Genomic DNA, 17,280 nt, shown 5'->3' with positions numbered 1-17,280 from the left:
TATGCATGCTTGGTATATTGAGAAGCGCGGCAGGCACCTGGGTCGCGAAGGCGTTGCTGTCCTTGCTGGTGGTGAGTTTCCTCGCCTGGGGCGCGACCACGCGCATGGTGGGTGGCGTGCTGGGCGGCCATCACGCGGTGATCACGGCCGGCGGCACGGAGGTCTCGATCAACGAGTACCGCCTCGCTTACGACCGCCAGCTCAGCCTTCTGTCGCAGCAATATGGCCAGCGCGTCACCCACGAACAGGCCAAGCTGCTCGGTGTCGACAATCAGGTGCTGGCGCAGCTCGTTTCGGGCGCCGTGCTCGACGAACAGGCTCGCAAGCTGGGGCTCGGCCTCTCCAAGGATCGGTTGGCCGAACTGACGCGCGAGGATCCGGCCTTCAAGGGCCCCGGCGGCCAGTTCGATCGCCGCACCTTCGAGTATCTGCTGCGCCAGCTCGGCATGCGGCCCGAGGACTATCTCAGGAACCGCTCGCAGGTGGCCGTGCGCCAGCAGGTCGTCGAGGCGATCTCCGACGGCCTCAAGGTTCCGCAGACTTTCCTGAAGGCGGTCTCTCTCTATCGCGGCGAGGATCGCACGATCGACTATGTCGTGTTGCCCAAGACGCTGGTGCAGCCGATCGAGGCGCCGTCCGACAGCGCCCTCAAAACCTATTTCGACGCCAACAAGAAGAACTATGCCGCGCCGGAATACCGCAAGTTCTCCTATGTCCGGCTGGAGCCGCAGGACATCATGGATCCGTCCGCGGTGACAGACCAGCAGATCAGCGAGGACTACAACAAGAACATCGCGCGCTACACGACGCCCGAGATGCGCACCATCGAGCAGCTGGTGTTCAAGACGCCGGATGCGGCCAAGGCCGCGTTGGATTCGCTGAAGGCTGGGGCTACCTTCGACAAGCTCGTCACCGCCGAAGGCAAGACGCAGGCCGACACGCTGCTCGGCACGCTGGCCAAGGACAAGATCGCCGACAAGGCGGTGGCCGATGCCGCCTTCTCGCTCAATGCCAACGAGGTGAGCCAGGTCGTCCAGGGCGCCTTCGGTCCCGTGCTGTTGCGCGTCACCGAGATCAAGCCGCAGGTGGTGAAGCCGCTTTCGGAAGTGTCCGGCCAGATCCGCAAGGACCTGGCGCTCGGCGAAGCAAGCCGCATCCTGCTCGATGTGCACGACAGCTACGAGGACACCCGCGCCTCGGGCGCCTCGCTGGCGCAGGCCGCCGAGAAGCTGAAGCTCAAGGTCGTCACCATCGATGCCATCGACCGTACCGGCCAGCGGCCGGACGGCACGATCGTCAACGACCTGCCGGAATCGGCCGAGCTGATCAAGTCGGTGTTCGCGGCGGAGCCCAATACCGAGAACGAAGGCCTGACGACTGCCGGCAACGGTTTCGTCTTCTACGAAGTGCAGTCGGTCACGCCGGCGCGCGACCGCACGCTGGATGAAGTCCGCAAGAAGGTCGTCGCCGACTGGACGGAGGCCGAGACCGACAAGCGGCTCGACGCCAAGGCTCAGGAGCTGGAGAAGCGCCTCAAGGCAGGCACCGCGCTCGACGTCATCGCCGGCGAGCTCAAGCTCGACAAGCAGACCAAGCGCGGCCTGAAGCGCGAAGCCGACGATGCCGATTTCGGCAAGGAAGGCGCCGCGGCCATGTTCGGCGTCGGCGAAGGCGGTACCGGTTTGATCCCCTCGCCCACCGGCGACGGCCAGATCCTATTCAAGGTCGCCGAGGTCTTCGAGCCGGCAGGCGCCGATGGCAGCGCGGTGCCGGACGACGCGCAGAAATCCTTCGGCGCCGGCATGTCCGACGATCTGCTCGACCAGCTGGTGGCGCAGTTGCAGTCGCAATATGACGTTCGCATCGATCCGAACGCGGTTTCGCAAGCACAGACACGATGAGCGCTCTCAAGACACACATAGCCAAGGTCGCATCGGGCACCGCGCTTTCCTTCGAGGAAGCGCGCGAGGCGTTCGACATCATCATGTCGGGCGACGCGACGCCAGGCCAGATCGGCGGCTTCCTGATGGCGCTGCGCGTGCGCGGCGAGACGGTGGGCGAGATTTCCGGCGCGGTCGCCACGATGCGCGCCAAGATGCTGCGCGTCGAGGCGCCGCAAGGCGCCATCGACATCGTCGGCACCGGCGGCGACAATTCGCATTCGGTCAACATCTCGACCGCTTCGGCCTTCGTCATTGCCGCGGCCGGCGTGCCGGTCGCCAAGCATGGCAATCGCGGCCTGTCCTCGCTGACCGGCTCCGCCGATGTGCTGACGGCGCTGGGCGTCAGAATAGACATCCCGCCGGAGACGATCGGCCGCTGCATCCATGAGGCCGGCGTCGGCTTCATGTTCGCGCCGGCGCATCATCCGGCGATGAAGCATGTCGGGCCGACCCGCGTCGAGCTCGGCACGCGCACCATCTTCAACCTGCTCGGACCGCTGTCGAACCCTGCCGGCGTCAGCCGCCAGATGGTCGGCGTCTTCCTGCCGGAGTGGATCATGCCCGTGGCCGAGACGCTCAAGGCGCTGGGCGCCGATCACGCCTGGGTCGTCCATGGCGACGGCTATGACGAGATCACCACGACGGGCGAGACCCAGGTGGCTGAGCTTGCCGGCGGCGAAATCCGCAGCTTCACCCTGACGCCGGAAGCCGTCGGCTTGAAGCGACACACAAAGGAAGAGCTGCGCGGTGGCGACGCGGCCTACAACGCCAAGGAATTGCGCGATATGCTTGGCGGAGCCGCCGGCGCTTATCGCGATACGGTGCTGATGAATGCCGGCGCAGGGCTGGTTGTGGCCGGCAAGGTGACGACGCTGGCCGACGGCATCGCGGCGGCGGCGCAAGCGATCGACAGCGGCCGCGCGCGTGCGGTGCTCGACAAGCTCATCGAGATTTCGAACGGATAGACCCCTTGTCCGATATCCTGCGCAAGATCGAAGCCTACAAGCGTGAAGAGATCGCTGCGGCGAAGCTCGCCGTGTCGTTCGCCGAGATCAAGACGAAAGCCGGGGACGCCGAGCCGCCGCGCGGCTTCCTTGCCGCGCTGGAAGCCAAGCGCCGAGACGGCGGTTTTGCGCTGATCGCCGAGATCAAGAAGGCCAGCCCTTCCAGGGGCCTGATCCGCGCCGATTTCGATCCGCCGTCATTGGCACAGGCCTACCAGCAAGGTGGCGCCGCCTGCCTTTCGGTGCTTACGGACGCCCCGTCTTTCCAGGGCGCTCCCGAATTCCTGACAGCCGCTCGGGCAGCGGTGCGCCTGCCGGCTCTGCGCAAGGATTTCCTGTTCGATCCCTACCAGGTCTACGAAGCACGCGCCTGGGGCGCCGACGCGATCCTGATCATCATGGCGAGCGTCCACGACGCGCTTGCCAGGGACCTTGAAGCGACCGCCTTCGAGCTCGGCATGGACGCTCTGGTCGAGGTGCACGACGAAATGGAAATGCAACGCGCGCTTCGCCTTTCGTCGCGGCTGATCGGCATCAACAACCGCGATCTCAGAACCTTCGAAACCAGCCTCGACGTTTCGGAGCGGCTGGCGGCCATGGTGCCGGCGGATCGGCTGCTGGTCAGCGAAAGCGGCATCTTCACGCATCAGGACTGCCGCCGGCTGGAGAAGAGCAAGATCGGCACCTTCCTGGTCGGCGAGAGCCTGATGCGGCAGGCCGACGTGGCCGCCGCCACGCAACTGCTGCTCACCGGCAAGGCGCGTGCCGAGGCCATTTGAAAATGGCCTCCCTTACCCATCTTGGTGCCAACGGCGAAGCCAACATGGTCGATGTCGGCGACAAGGCCGAGACGACGCGCACGGCAGTCGCTGAAGGGTTCGTCTCCATGCAGCCGGAAACGCTGGAGATGATCCTGGCCGGCGACGCCAAGAAAGGCGACGTATTGGGGACTGCCCGTATCGCCGGCATCATGGCCGCAAAGAAGACGCACGAACTGATCCCGCTCTGCCATCCGCTGCTTCTGACCAAAGTTGGCGTCGAGATCGAGCCGGACCATTCCTTGCCAGGTCTCAAGGTCACCGCGCTCGCCCGCGTCACCGGCAAGACGGGCGTGGAGATGGAGGCGCTGACTGCCGCTTCAGTCGCCTGCCTCACCATCTACGACATGGCCAAGGCAGCGGACCGCGGGATGGTGATTTCCGGCGTCCGGCTGGTCGAGAAGACCGGCGGCAAATCAGGCGACTACAAGGCAGGTCCATAATGGCCTTGCTCCCGGTCACCGAGGCGCTCGAACGCCTGCTCGACGGCGTGACGGCTCTGCCGGGCGAGCGCGTTCCGCTGGCTGACGCGGCGGGCCGCGTGCTGGCCGAGCCGGTGGTCGCGCTGCGCACGCAGCCACCTTTCGATGCCTCCGCGATGGACGGCTATGCCGCGCGCTTCTGCGATGTCGCCTCGGCGCCGGCGCTACTTGAGGTCATCGGCGTGGCGCCTGCCGGGCGCGGTTTCTCCGGAACCGTCGGGGAAGGCCAGGCCGTGCGCATCTTCACCGGGGCACCGTTGCCCGAAGGGGCCGACACCGTCGTCATCCAGGAAAACGTCCGCGATCTCGGCAACGGCAGGATCGAAGTGACGGAGCCGACCGCGGAAGGACGCAATGTGCGCCGCCGCGGGCTCGACTTCGGCCAGGGCGACGTGCTGCTCGAAAAGGGCCGCGTACTCGATGCAGCGGCCCTTTCGCTGGCGGCCTCGGCCAACCACCCAGCCCTGAACGTCGTGCGCCGGCCGCTGGTCGCGATCATCGCCACCGGCGACGAATTGCTGCCGCCGGGCAGCGCGCTCGGCCTTGACCAGATCATTTCGTCGAATGCCTACGGCGTTGCCGCCGCCGCCCAGTCGGTCGGCGCGCTCGCGCTCGATCTCGGCATCGCCGCCGACCGCCAGGAGGCGATTGCCGCGCTGGTCCGGAAAGCGGTCGAGGCGGACGCCGATGTCATCGTCACGCTCGGCGGCGCCTCGGTCGGCGACCACGACCTCGTCCATAGCGTGCTGACCGGCGAAGGCATGCAGCTCGATTTCTGGAAAATCGCCATGCGCCCCGGCAAACCACTGATGTTTGGCCGGCTTGGCCATATCCGCTGCATCGGCCTGCCCGGCAATCCGGTGGCAAGCATTGTCTGCTCGCAACTCTTCCTGAAGCCGCTGCTTGCGCGGCTCGGCGGCCGCGATCATCGGCAGGACGTGCGAACGGCTCGGCTTGGCACTGCGATGCGAGCCAACGATCTCAGGCAGGATTACGTGCGCGCGGTCGTGCGCGAGGACGCCGGCACCTTGGTCGCGACGCCTTTCGGAATCCAGGACTCCTCGATGCTGCGGATGCTCGCCGACGCCAACGGCCTGATCGTGCGCGAGCCCTTTGCGCCGGCGGCGGAAGCCGGCGCTGAATGCAGCGTGCTCATGCTGCGTTAGGCGTCGACGAGGTCGATCCTGATACGTCGACGAAGTCGATCGTAACCCTTATTCGTCCACCAGCGTACGGGTCAGGGGATGATCCGGGTCGGCGAGGCCATCGACAATGTTGAAATGATGTCGGTCCGGCTCGACCACTGAACGGGTGGAGGCGCCGAGCCCGGTCCAGATGTTGGCGAGCAACGCGCTCTGGCGCAGGAATTCCGCACGCTCGCCGCCGCCGGCCCAGCAGGTGATGCAGGCTCCCTGTCGAGGCCGCAACAATGCCGGGCTTTCGCTCCGCGCTTCCGGCTCGTCGATGTTCAGGGTCTCGTTCAGCGCTGTGAACATCAGCGGCCGAAGGTCGTGCAGGCCTGAAATCGAAACGACCTGGCGTATGCGCCGCGCCACATCGGATGATAGCGGTGAGACCGTGGTCACCATTCGGCTGGCGAGATGCCCGCCGGCCGAGTGCCCGGTCAGCATCAGCGGACCAGCGACCATGGCCGCCGCCTTCTCGATCGCTGCCGCGGCCTCGCCGACTATGCCGCTGATCCTGGTCTGCGGGCACAGCGTGTAGGAGGGCATGGCGACGGCAAAGCCGCGGCCGAGCGCGCCTCCAGCCAGATGCGACCAGGAGCTCTTGTCCGACTCCATCCAATAGCCGCCGTGGATGAACACGACGAGCCCCCTTGGCGCCGCAGACGGGAGAAACAGGTCGAAGCGCTTGCGCGGCGCTTCGCCGTAGACAACATCGAGCCGCGCCCTGCCCTCTGACAGCAGCCTTTCGCGAAACGCCCGCGCCGGCCGATCCCACGCAGCTGGCCAGCGGTCGCCGTCCGCGATATTGGCGCCATTTGCATAGGCGTCATCCCAGTCGGCAATACGATGTCCCAGCAACGGTGTCTCCGCGATCAGGTCATTTGTTCGGCATCGCCGATTCAAAGTCAGGTAACGGTTGTTTTGACGGCAAAGCGCGCGTCTTGCCAGATGCCAGTCCGCAGGATGTCCTGCAGCACCTCGACCGCATTCCAGACATCGCGGTAGCCGACATAGAGCGGCGTGAAGCCGAAACGAATGGTGGATGGCGCGCGGAAATCGCCGATCACGCCGCGCTCGATCAAGGCACGCATCACCTGGTAGCCATGCGGATGGGCGAACGACACCTGGCTGCCGCGCTCGGCGCCTGAGCGCGGGCTCTCCAGCTCAAGACCGAAGCCGCCGCATCTGGCTTCGACAAGCCGGATGAACAGGTCCGTCAATGCGGCGCTTTTTCTCCGCACGGCCCTGATGTCGACATCGTTCCACATATCCAGCGCCCCTTTCAGCGCGCGCATCGACAGCACCGGTTGCGTTCCGCACAGGAACCGCCGGATGCCCGTGCCTGCGGCGTAGCCCTGCTCGAACGCGAAAGGCCGGGCATGGCCCCACCAGCCGCTGAGCGGCTGGCGAATGTCGCGGTGATGGCGGCTCGCGGCGTAGATGAAGGCTGGCGAGCCCGGCCCGCCATTGAGATACTTGTAGGTGCAGCCAATGGCGAAATCGGCATTAGAGCCGTCGAGATCCACCGGCAGCGCACCCGCCGTGTGGCAGAGGTCCCACGCGATCAGCGCGCCGGCTTCATGAGCCTTGCGGGTGAGCGCCGCCATGTCGCGCAGCCGGCCGGATTTGTAGTTGACGTGGTTGACCAGGATGACCGCGACGCGATCGTCGATCAGCTCTTCTATCGTCGGGGCATCTGCGCATTCGAGCCGCAGCACCGTGCCGGACCGCGTCGATGCGACCCCTTCCGCCATGTAGAGGTCGGTCGGAAAGCTGTCGCCCTCGGCAACGATCACCGAACGCTCGGGCCGCATTGCAAGTGCCGCATGCAGGACCTTGTAGATATTGATCGAAGTCGTGTCGCAAACGACCGTCTGGCCGGGTTTCGCGCCGATCAGCCGTCCTAGCTGGTCACCTAGCTCGATGGGCATATCGAACCAGCCGGCGGTGTTCCAGGCGCGGATGAGATCCCGCGCCCATTCCTGCCTCGTGGCAGTCTCGATCTCGCTGAAGGCGTCGATCGAAGCAGCGCCCAGCGAATTGCCGTCGAGATATAGGACGCCTTCCGGCAAGACGAAGCGATCGCGCGTCGCGCGCAGCGGATCCGCGGCATCCATCGCCTCGACTTCGGCGAGATCAGGAATTCCCCTCATTGTGCTGCCGCCTCCATTTCGATCTGGCCAAGGGGGTTGTCTCACCACCCTCGGCGACAGGGCAAGAACCTTTGGTCCTATGTTAGCTGGTCCATAGACGGCGAAGACTGCGGATCGGAACTTCGCCAAGGTTGGCATTTTGGGTTCGTTTCGTTCACGGTGCCACGCGCTTACGGTACGAGCCGACGTGATCCCAACCACGGCTTCGTGATCGTGTCGGGTTGTATTTCAGCTTAAGGGGAACTCCAAAATCGAGCGGAATCAATGCCGCTGCCCCAGGAGGGGCAGCCGGCCGTCACCGGATGCGACATTGTTTCGGCAGCCTTAACAAATTCACTAAACTTTAAACGGTTGCGGAACACAACTGGAACAGATAGTGTTTGTTCTGGGTTTGTTTTTCTGATTCTGGTTTCAGAACCCGTGGGGGCCGCCGATGCTGACGCGCAAACAACATGAACTCCTGATGTTCATCCATGAACGCCTGAAGGAGAGCGGGATTCCTCCATCATTCGATGAGATGAAGGAGGCGCTCGACCTTGCCTCCAAGTCCGGCATCCACCGGCTGATCACGGCGCTGGAAGAACGCGGCTTCATTCGCCGGCTGCCGAATCGGGCGCGCGCGCTGGAAGTGCTGCGCCTGCCCGACTCGATCGCGCCTGGCCTGAATGCCGCGAAGAAGTTTTCGCCGAGCGTCATCCAGGGCGGCCAAGGCAATCTCAGTCGCCAGATCAAGCCGACGACTCCATCACGCACCCCGACGCCAAGCAATGACGACGAGGCCGCGGCGGCCGTATCCATTCCGGTGATGGGCCGCATCGCCGCCGGCGTGCCGATTGACGCCATCCAGCACCAGACGCATTCGATCTCGGTGCCGCCGGACATGATCATGGGCGGCGAGCATTACGCGTTGGAGGTCAAGGGCGACTCGATGATCGAGGCCGGCATCTTCGACGGCGACACCGTCATCATCCGCAATGCGAACACGGCAAGCCCGGGTGAGATCGTGGTGGCGCTGGTCGACGATGAGGAGGCGACGCTTAAGCGTTTCCGCCGCAAGGGTGCCTCGATCGCGCTCGAGGCCGCCAACCCGGCCTATGAGACCCGGATCTTCGGACCGGATCGGGTCAAGGTTCAGGGCAAGCTCGTCGGACTTATCCGCCGCTACTGAGCAGAACTGCCCGGCCTTCTTCGCCCGAACGACAATCTATTGGGCCGGTGCGGCGGCTGGTTTTTCCGGCTGCTTATAGGGCGCCAGTCCCCTCGCCTCGCGCGTGTATTTCCGCTGCTCGTGCCAGGGTCGGTATGGTTCTACGACCGCGTAGCGGACGGTTGGCCGCGCGGTTGCCGATTGCGGATCGAAGAAAACGGCGGCGCTGCCGTCGCGCGCCAGCTGCCGCTTGGTGACGACGAGCACACGCGGATCGCGGCACGGGTTATAGGCCGTGGCGTCGTTGATGACGATGAGGTCGGCGAAGCCGCAGGCCGGCCGGGCGGTGTCGCGGGTCTCGGCGAGCGCGACGATCGCGCCGGAAGGATGCCGACCGATGCAGAGATCGCCGCTGCAATAGAAGGGCGAGCCGGGCGGCAGGTCGGCGGGATCGGCAATGTCCAGCGTATCTTTGGCGAACCTTTCTGGCGGCACGATCTCCTCGGCTTTCAGCGCCCGTTTCCAGTTGTCGGTGGTGAACTCGTTGGAGCGTTCGCGATTGACGGCAAGCTCGCCGCCGCCGATCGGCATCGCCACCAGATGCGCATCCTCCGAGATAAGCACGTCCGGTGTGCGGACGTGCGGAATGGCCAGCAGCGCAGCGAGCGCGAAAGGTACGGCGGCAAGCCTCAGCCAAGTGGTAGCCATGGTCGCGATGACCAGCGCGACCGTCGCCAGCAGCACCGACTGGATCGAGATCAGCCCCACGGCGTCGACCGGTGAGCGCTCGGAAATCCATGCCGAAATGGCGATCATCGCCGTCAGGCCTTTGCCCATGACAAAGAGGAAGGGACCGTCTAAGCCGAAGGGCATGGCCAGCGCGCTCAGCACGGCGAACGGCATGACGACCAATGAGACGATCGGCATGACCGCCAGATTGGCCAGCAGGCTGAGCGGCGACACCCGCTGGAAGTGCCAGATGGCAAACAACAATGTTGCGCTGCCCGCGATGAGCGACGTCACGGCGGCGCCACCCGCTCCAATCGCCAGTTTTCGCGATAAGAACCCGAGAAACGAACGCTTTGCCGGCGGCGCGGTCGTTTTGCCGGCGCGATAGTCGGCAAAGCCGGCATAGGCGCCGACCAGGGCGGCGGTGGCGGCGAAGGACATCTGGAAGCTCGGGCCGACCACTTCATGCGGCGAGACCAGGATGACGGCGATGGCAGAGATCGCCAGGTTGCGCATGGTCAGCGCCGCGCGGTCGAAAAGCACGGCGACCAGCATCACGCCAAGCATGATGAAGCTTCGCTCGGCCGCCACCACGATGCCGGAGATCACGAGATAGGCGGCGATCGACGCCAGCGCGATGCCAGCGGCATATTTCTTCACCGGCCGGCGCGACGAGAAGTCCGGAAACAGCGCGAAGGCGCCGCGCAAAAGCACCATGATCGTGCCGGCGACCAGCGCCATATGCAGGCCGGAGATCGAAATGATGTGGTAGATGCCGGTCCGTCGCATCGACTCGTTGATGGCTTCCGGAATGCCAGCACGAACGCCGACGATCAGCGCCGCCGCGATCTCGCCCTCGGAACCGCCGATGCTGCTCCTGATGTGGTCGGCAATCCCCTCGCGAGCATTTTCTATGGCCGATGCCACGCGCGCGCCAAACGGCACCTCCGTTGGCGCACTCGGGGTCGGCGCGACAAGTTTCGGATAGCCCAGGAAAAAGCCGCTGGCGCCTATGCCGGCAAAATAGCTGTCGAAGGAAAAGTCGTAGCTGTCCGGCCGAACAGGACCTGTCGGCGGCAGCAGCTTGGCATAGCCGGTCAGCATCGACCCGGCCGACATGTCGGACGGGATCCTGCGCGCCGACAGCCTGATGCGGTCCGGCGCGTAGCGCAGCTTCGGACGCTCCGTGGATATCAGATCTATGGTGAGCCGGACACGGCCGTTGGCCATCGCCTCGGCGGTGACGAGGCGGCCCGTCAGCCGTGTCTGGATTTCGGAACCCAGCATCGGGGTCGCCATCCGCCAGGTCTCCACCTTGGCCGCAAGAAAGCCCAAGGCGCAGAAAAACGCCGCCATGAAGACAAGGTGCGTTCTGTGCCGGGAACGCGAGACCGCCGCGCAGACCGCCATCAGGGCGACCGCCGCAAGCGGCCTGTAGAGGTCCGGCTCGGCGCTCAGCGAGAAGTAACAGATCACGCCGGCTGCCAGGAACACCGGCACCAGCAGGAAGCCCACGCCACGGTCAAGCTCGATCTCCATGGCGACGGCGATGCCTCGGCGCAACGCAGGAAGCGAAGCGCGGCCAAGCTGTTTGCGGATTCGGCCTACGGTGTCTATTGACGAGGCTGGCTGAAGCGCACCGGCACCGGGCGGCAGAAGCCCGGCTGGTAGACGGAGTTCCGGAAGCGAAACCGGCGCTTCTTCCGCAGGCACGGCATGAGCAAACATCAGGCGTTCGCTGACGCCTGCTGTCGTTCCCCCGCCCTCCTCCGCGCCCCGGCCACGTCCAGCCATCGGGTCTGCCCCTTGCGCCCCAGACCGCCTATGCTACATGAACGCCGGTCGCGTGGAAGTCTGCGCGAAACATGCATTTTTCAGCGCTTCTTCGAGAGTTCCATGTCCGACAAGGTCGTCACCCGTTTTGCCCCCTCGCCTACAGGTTACCTGCATATCGGCGGGGCGCGCACGGCGCTGTTCAACTGGCTCTATGCCAAGCACACCGGCGGCACGATGCTGCTGCGCATCGAGGATACCGATCGCGAGCGCTCCACCGAAGCTGCCACGGCTGCCATTCTCGACGGGCTGACCTGGCTTGGCCTCTCCTGGGATGGCGACGCCGTCTCGCAGTTCGAGCGTGCGCCGCGTCACCGCGAGGTGGCGGAGCAGCTCGTGCGCATGGGAAAGGCCTACTACAGCTACGAGACGCCGGCGGAACTGGAGGCGATGCGCGAGGCCGCACGTGCCAAGGGCCTGCCGCCGCGTTACAACGGCCATTGGCGCGACCGCGGCCCCTCCGAGGCGCCGGCAGGCGTCAAGGGCGCGATTCGCATCAAGGCGCCGACCGAGGGCGTGACGATCGTCAACGACCGTGTGCAGGGCGAGGTGCGCTTCCCCAACAAGGATCTCGACGACTTCATCATCCTGCGCTCCGATGGCGTCCCAACCTACATGCATGCCGTCGTCGTCGACGATCACGACATGGGCGTCACCCACATCATCCGCGGCGACGATCACCTGACCAATGCCGCGCGCCAGACAGTGATCTACAACGCCATGGGCTGGGATGTGCCGTCGATGTCGCACATCCCGCTGATCCACGGCGCCGACGGCGCCAAGCTGTCGAAGCGGCACGGCGCGCTCGGCGTCGAGGCATATCGCGCCATGGGCTACCTGCCCGAGGCTCTGCTCAACTATCTGGCCAGGCTCGGCTGGAGCCATGGCGACGACGAGGTGATGTCGATTAAGGACATGATCGCCTGGTTCGACATCGGCGACGTCAACAAGGGCGCGGCCCGCTTCGACTTCGCCAAGCTCGAGGCGCTGAACGGCATCCATATGCGCAAGATGGACGACCGGGCGCTGTTCGACATCTTCGTCGCCACCTTGCCCTATCTCGAAGGCGGCCCGGCGCTCGCGGCAAAGCTCGATGACCGGCGCAAGGCGCAACTGCTTGCCGCCATGCCCGGCCTCAAGGAGCGGGCAAAGACGCTTGTGGAACTGGTCGACGGCGCGGCGTTCCTGTTCGTCGAGCGGCCGTTGCCGTTGGACGAGAAGGCGGCGGGCTTGCTCAACGCGGATGCGCGCGCGATTCTGCGCGGCGCGCATGGTGCATTGTCTTCTGTTCAGGGCGACTGGAACGCCGCCTCGGCCGAAGCTTCGATCCGCGACTTCGCGCAGGCCGGCGGGCACAAGCTGGGCGCCGTGGCGCAGCCCCTGAGAGCCGCGCTGACCGGCCGCACCACCTCGCCCGGCGTGTTCGACGTGCTTGCCGTGCTGGGCCGTCAGGAAAGCCTGGCGCGCATTGGAGATCAAATCGATTAGGAGCGAGCTGGCCCAAGAAGATTGGCATTGAAAGGTATGTTTCGCAGTGCAACATTGGGCTTGGCCCAATCTGGCACGCACCTCCTAAAATGCGGTGGCGAGTTCGCGCATTCCGGTGACTTCGACGTGTCGTTTGCAGGAATTGCCTTGCCGGCATGAGGAACAAAAGGAGTTGAGAATGAGCGAAGCTGCGACAAAACCGGAACCGGGCAGCAAAAAGCGCGAGTCGGCCGCCAGGCTTGAGCTCGCCGGCAAGATGCACGAACTAAAGGTGCGAAGCGGAACGGTCGGGCCGGACGTCATCGACATCGGTTCGCTCTACAGCACCACCGGCGCCTTCACTTACGATCCCGGCTTCACCTCCACCGCGAGCTGCGAATCGGGGATCACCTTCATCGACGGCGATGCCGGCATCCTGCTGCATCGCGGCTTCCCGATCGATCAGCTCGCCGAGCACGGCGACTTCCTCGAGGTCTGCTATCTGCTGCTCTACGGCGAGTTGCCTACCAAGGCGCAGAAGGACGACTTCGATTATCGCGTGACGCGCCACACGATGGTGCATGAGCAGATGTCGCGCTTCTTCACCGGCTTCCGCCGCGACGCGCATCCGATGGCGGTGATGTGCGGCGTGGTCGGCGCGCTGTCGGCCTTCTATCACGACTCGACCGATATCTCGGACCCGTATCAGCGCATGGTCGCCTCCATGCGCCTGATCGCCAAGATGCCGACGATCGCGGCGATGGCCTATAAGTACCATATCGGCCAACCCTTCATTTACCCGAAGAACGATCTCGGCTTCGCGGCCAACTTCCTGCACATGTGCTTTGCCGTGCCATGCGAGGAATACAAGATCAATCCGGTGCTGGCGCGCGCCATGGACCGCATTTTCATCCTGCACGCCGACCACGAGCAGAACGCTTCGACCTCGACCGTGCGCCTGGCCGGCTCTTCGGGCGCCAACCCGTTCGCCTGCATCGCCGCCGGCATCGCCTGCCTGTGGGGTCCGGCGCACGGCGGCGCCAACGAAGCGGCCCTCAACATGCTGGGCGAGATCGGCCATGTCGATCACATCCCCGAGTTCATCGCCCGCGCCAAGGACAAGAACGACCCGTTCCGGTTGATGGGCTTCGGCCACCGCGTCTACAAGAACTATGATCCGCGCGCCAAGATCATGCAGAAGACCGCGCATGAGGTGCTGGGCGAGCTCGGCATCAAGGACGATCCTCTGCTCGACATCGCGATGGAGCTGGAAAAGATCGCGCTGACCGACGAGTACTTCATCGAAAAGAAGCTTTATCCGAATGTCGACTTCTATTCCGGCATCACGCTGAAGGCGCTGGGCTTCCCCACCACCATGTTCACCGTGCTGTTCGCGGTCGCCCGCACCGTCGGCTGGATCGCGCAGTGGAAGGAAATGATCGAGGATCCGCACCAGAAGATCGGCCGCCCGCGCCAGCTCTACACCGGCGCCACGGAACGCGATTACGTGCCGATTGCCAAAAGGTAATTGAGCGAATATCGAAATAGCGAGTAGCGAATAGGGGAAACGGGCGAAGCCGACACAGCCCTATTCGCTATTCGCTACTCCCTATTCGCTCTCTTTATGCACCCCATCACCACCTCGGCGGCGATCTCGCCCGAGGGTCGCTCGGTCGCCATGCGCCGGGCAATCTCGGCAAAGCCCGCCTTTTGCCAGGCGCGCATGCCGGTGTCGGCAAACAGGGCTTCCAGCTGCCGCGCCAGGTTCTCCGGCCGGACATACTGATCGTAGAATTCCGGCACCAGCGCGCGGTCGGATATCAAATTGGGCAGCAGCGCCGACCACGTCGTCACCAAATGCTGCAGAAGCTGGCGCGCGATCGGGTCGAGCTTGTAGCAGGAAACCATCGGAACGCCCGCGAGCGCCAGTTCCAGCGAAACCGTCCCAGAGGCGATCAACGCTGCATCGGCCTTGCCGAAGGCCTGCCATTTGCGCTCCGGCTCGGTGATGATTTCCGGCTTGTCGTCCCAACTCGCGATCGAGGCCTTCACCAGCTCGGCGACATGCGGCACCGTCGGCAACAGCAAGCGCAGGCGGTGGCCGCGCTGGCGCAGCGCCGACATCGCCTTGCCGAAGGGTTCGATCAGCCGCCGCACCTCGCCGCGGCGCGAGCCGGGCAGCACCAGCACCGTCTTGACGCGGTCGTCGGCGAGATCGCGCGGCTGGCTCTGCGCCTTGGCGGCGCCAAGCACGCCCGGATCCTGCGTCAACCGGTGGCCGACATAAGTGCCCGGCGGTCCGCCAAGACGAGCGAGCGCCTTCACCTCGAACGGAAGGATACAGAGGATGTGATCGACATAGGGCTTCATCGCCACCGCCCTGCCCGGCCGCCAGGCCCATACGCTCGGGCAGACATAATGGACGATCGGAATGGCCGGTGCCGTTGCGCGGATCTTCTTTGCGACACGCAGCGAAAAGTCCGGACTGTCGATGGTGATCAGGCAATCGGGCCGCTCGGCCGCGATCATCGCCGCCGTCTGGCTGATGCGGCGCATCAGCCGCGGCAGGTCGCGCAGCACCGCGCTGAAGCCCATCAGCGCGATCTCGCCGCCATCGAAGAGTGGGGTCAGCCCCAGTTGCTGCAGGTGGCGGCCACCAATGCCGACGAGCTGCACCTTGCGGCCCGTCGTGCGCTCGAGCGCCCGCACGATGTCGGCGCCAAGCAGATCGCCGGATTCCTCGCCGGCGACGATCGCGAGCTTGAGCGGCTTGTCAGCGACCATTAGCCGGCTCCCCATTGGACGCCTCCATGGCGGGCAGGCCGATGATGAACAGGCCGAGAGCATTGGCGCGCGCCAGCGTTTCCGGACCTTCGAGAATTAGGGCGTGGCCGGCTTCCAGCGCAATGCCGGCCAGCCCGGCGGCGTGTGCGGCTTCGATCGTCTGCGGGCCGATGGAGGGCAAGTCGGCGCGCAGCTCCTGCCTAGGCTTGGCGCATTTGACCAGTACGCCGCGCGCCTTGCCGGCCAGCCTGCCGTGGCCGCGCAATTCCCGCGTTCTGTCGAGCAGGCCGGCAGTGCCCTCAATGCCTTCCAGCGCGATGGCTCGACCTCCGATCGCAATCGCCGCCTGGCCGATATCGAGCGCGCCAATGGCTTTGGCGGCGGCGCGCCCGGCTTTGATGTCGCGCCAGTCCGATTGGTTTGGATGAGCCGCCGTCAACGTGCCTTCGCCAGCCGTCAGTTCGGGAACGACCTCATGCGCGCCGACCACCGCAATGCCCCGATCTTCCAGGCTTCGGGTCAACACTTTCAGCAAGCCGTCGTCGCCACGTCTCAGCGCTCTGATCACGGAAGGTATTATGGCCAGCAAACCAAATGTCGGTCGAATCTTGCTCAAACGCGGCCTGCGCTTGATTTCGCCGGCAAGAACGAGATGCGTGATCTCATTGCGCTTCAACAAAGGAAGCAGCAGGCCGATATCTTCCAGTGCCAGTGTCTGCCGCTCGTAGGCGGAAAAGTCCGCCTCGCGGTCGACCTCACCCTCGGCGATGATCACGAAGGGCACAAAACCTTGCTTGACCAGGCCGTCGGCAACTTCGACGGGCAGGCTGCCCCCACCGGCGATGATGCCGACCCTGGAGCCTGGCGCGAGTACGAGCCCTGCCTTGGCAGGCTCAGCCCTCGTCATCGCCGCTGTCATCGTCGCCGTCGCCCTTGAGCGATGGGACGGCAAAGTGCCGTTTGCCGCGACTTGTGATGAAATCGATGATCTTCATGGCCGTTGGCGACCCCGCGAACTCGGCCTTCGCGAGCTCCACATTCTCACCGACGGTGCGGGAACGATCGAAGATCGTCCTATAAGCCTTGCGCAGCAGGTAGATTTCGGAACGCGGCAGGCCGGAGCGCTTGAGACCTATGATGTTCAGCCCACGCAGCTTGGCGCGGTTGCCGGCGGCGATGGCATAAGGAATGACGTCGCCAACGACCGCCGCGCAGCCGCCGATGAACACATTGTCGCCGAGGCGCACGAATTGATGAACGGCGGTCAGGCCGCCGATATAGACGTTGTCGCCGATCTCGCAATGTCCGCCCAGCGTCGCGCCATTGGCGAAGGTGGCGTTCTTGCCGACGACGCAATCATGGGCGATGTGGGCATAGGCGAGGAAGTTGCCGTTGTCGCCGACAGTCGTCTCGCCACGGCTGGTGTCGGTGCCGACATGCATTGTGACGCCTTCACGAATGGTGCAGTTCGCTCCGATGACCAGAGTAGTGCGACCGCCCTTGTGCTTGGTGTTTTGCGGCGGCGCGCCGAGCGTCGCCATCGGATAGACCTTTGTCCCCGCCCCGATGGACGTGGCGCCCATCACCGACACATGGCTGACCAGTTCGACGCGGTCGCCGAGGATCGAATCGGCGCTGACATGGCAGAAGGGTCCGATACGGACGCCTTCGCCGAGCTTGGCTCCTTCTTCGACGGCCGAGGAAGGATGGATGGATGTCGCGACTTTCATGAG

General features: G+C 64.9%; 14 protein-coding genes. 8 read left to right on the top strand and 6 right to left on the bottom strand.

From position 1 onward, the window contains the following. Positions 1 to 5: 5 nt before the first annotated feature. The 5 genes from LB529_RS05750 to glp are packed head-to-tail and all read left to right on the top strand — an operon-like array spanning position 6 to position 5,413. Positions 6 to 1,901: a peptidylprolyl isomerase gene (locus LB529_RS05750; protein ID WP_224710500.1), complete on the top strand. Its 1,896-nt coding sequence runs from the start codon at positions 6 to 8 to the stop codon at positions 1,899 to 1,901. Further along, on the top strand, positions 1,898 to 2,908 hold the full coding sequence (gene trpD / locus LB529_RS05745) for an anthranilate phosphoribosyltransferase (protein ID WP_224710499.1): 1,011 nt from the start codon (positions 1,898 to 1,900) through the stop codon (positions 2,906 to 2,908). The genes LB529_RS05750 and trpD overlap by 4 nt, the downstream gene beginning before the upstream one ends. Positions 2,909 to 2,913: 5 nt before the next feature. Then, on the top strand, positions 2,914 to 3,726 hold the full coding sequence (gene trpC / locus LB529_RS05740; protein ID WP_224710498.1) for an indole-3-glycerol phosphate synthase TrpC: 813 nt from the start codon (positions 2,914 to 2,916) through the stop codon (positions 3,724 to 3,726). 2 nt (positions 3,727 to 3,728) lie between these two features. Beyond that, positions 3,729 to 4,208, top strand: coding sequence for a cyclic pyranopterin monophosphate synthase MoaC (moaC, locus tag LB529_RS05735; protein ID WP_224710497.1), 480 nt, complete (start codon positions 3,729 to 3,731; stop codon positions 4,206 to 4,208). Beyond that, the gene (gene glp, locus LB529_RS05730; protein ID WP_224710496.1) at positions 4,208 to 5,413 is read left to right on the top strand and encodes a gephyrin-like molybdotransferase Glp; all 1,206 of its coding nucleotides are present in this window, start codon (positions 4,208 to 4,210) and stop codon (positions 5,411 to 5,413) included. The genes moaC and glp overlap by 1 nt, the downstream gene beginning before the upstream one ends. A 48-nt stretch (positions 5,414 to 5,461) precedes the next feature. On the opposite strand, the gene LB529_RS05725 is transcribed toward glp, so the two are convergent. Further along, positions 5,462 to 6,292 carry an alpha/beta hydrolase gene (locus LB529_RS05725; protein WP_224710495.1) on the bottom strand — a complete coding sequence of 277 codons (831 nt, stop codon included), beginning with the start codon at positions 6,290 to 6,292 and terminating at the stop codon, positions 5,462 to 5,464. Between the two features lie 47 nt (positions 6,293 to 6,339). Beyond that, positions 6,340 to 7,587 (bottom strand): kynureninase, encoded by a 1,248-nt coding sequence (gene kynU, locus LB529_RS05720; protein ID WP_224710494.1) that lies wholly within the window; start codon positions 7,585 to 7,587, stop codon positions 6,340 to 6,342. Between the two features lie 433 nt (positions 7,588 to 8,020). Between kynU and lexA the strand changes: the two genes are divergently transcribed. Then, positions 8,021 to 8,755, top strand: coding sequence for a transcriptional repressor LexA (gene lexA / locus LB529_RS05715; RefSeq protein ID WP_224544475.1), 735 nt, complete (start codon positions 8,021 to 8,023; stop codon positions 8,753 to 8,755). A gap of 36 nt (positions 8,756 to 8,791) precedes the next feature. Here lexA and LB529_RS05710 read toward each other — a convergent pair whose 3' ends face one another. Further along, on the bottom strand, positions 8,792 to 11,257 hold the full coding sequence (locus tag LB529_RS05710; protein ID WP_224710493.1) for a ComEC/Rec2 family competence protein: 2,466 nt from the start codon (positions 11,255 to 11,257) through the stop codon (positions 8,792 to 8,794). Positions 11,258 to 11,359: 102 nt separating this feature from the next. On the opposite strand from LB529_RS05710, the gene gltX reads away from it, so the two are divergent. Both gltX and gltA read left to right on the top strand, forming a co-directional pair. Next, on the top strand, positions 11,360 to 12,784 hold the full coding sequence (gene gltX / locus LB529_RS05705; RefSeq protein WP_224710492.1) for a glutamate--tRNA ligase: 1,425 nt from the start codon (positions 11,360 to 11,362) through the stop codon (positions 12,782 to 12,784). A 178-nt stretch (positions 12,785 to 12,962) separates the two neighbouring features. Continuing rightward, positions 12,963 to 14,291 (top strand): citrate synthase, encoded by a 1,329-nt coding sequence (gene gltA / locus LB529_RS05700; RefSeq protein ID WP_224528714.1) that lies wholly within the window; start codon positions 12,963 to 12,965, stop codon positions 14,289 to 14,291. A 74-nt stretch (positions 14,292 to 14,365) separates the two neighbouring features. On the opposite strand, the gene lpxB is transcribed toward gltA, so the two are convergent. Genes lpxB through lpxA form a run of 3 tightly spaced genes read right to left on the bottom strand, consistent with a single transcriptional unit; the run spans position 14,366 to position 17,277 of the window. Further along, positions 14,366 to 15,547, bottom strand: a complete 1,182-nt coding sequence (gene lpxB / locus LB529_RS05695; RefSeq protein WP_224710491.1) for a lipid-A-disaccharide synthase — start codon at positions 15,545 to 15,547, stop codon at positions 14,366 to 14,368. After that, positions 15,537 to 16,454, bottom strand: coding sequence for an LpxI family protein (locus LB529_RS05690; protein ID WP_224710490.1), 918 nt, complete (start codon positions 16,452 to 16,454; stop codon positions 15,537 to 15,539). Before LB529_RS05690 ends, lpxB begins: the two co-directional genes overlap by 11 nt. Continuing rightward, a complete protein-coding gene (lpxA, locus tag LB529_RS05685; RefSeq protein WP_224710489.1) occupies positions 16,441 to 17,277 on the bottom strand; it encodes an acyl-ACP--UDP-N-acetylglucosamine O-acyltransferase in 837 nt (278 codons plus the stop codon). The genes LB529_RS05690 and lpxA overlap by 14 nt, the downstream gene beginning before the upstream one ends. Positions 17,278 to 17,280 lie beyond the last annotated feature (3 nt).

The organism is Mesorhizobium sp. CA5 (genome assembly GCF_020165105.1).
GTDB lineage: Bacteria > Pseudomonadota > Alphaproteobacteria > Rhizobiales > Rhizobiaceae > Mesorhizobium.
This window is presented reverse-complemented; position numbering and strand designations above follow the sequence as displayed.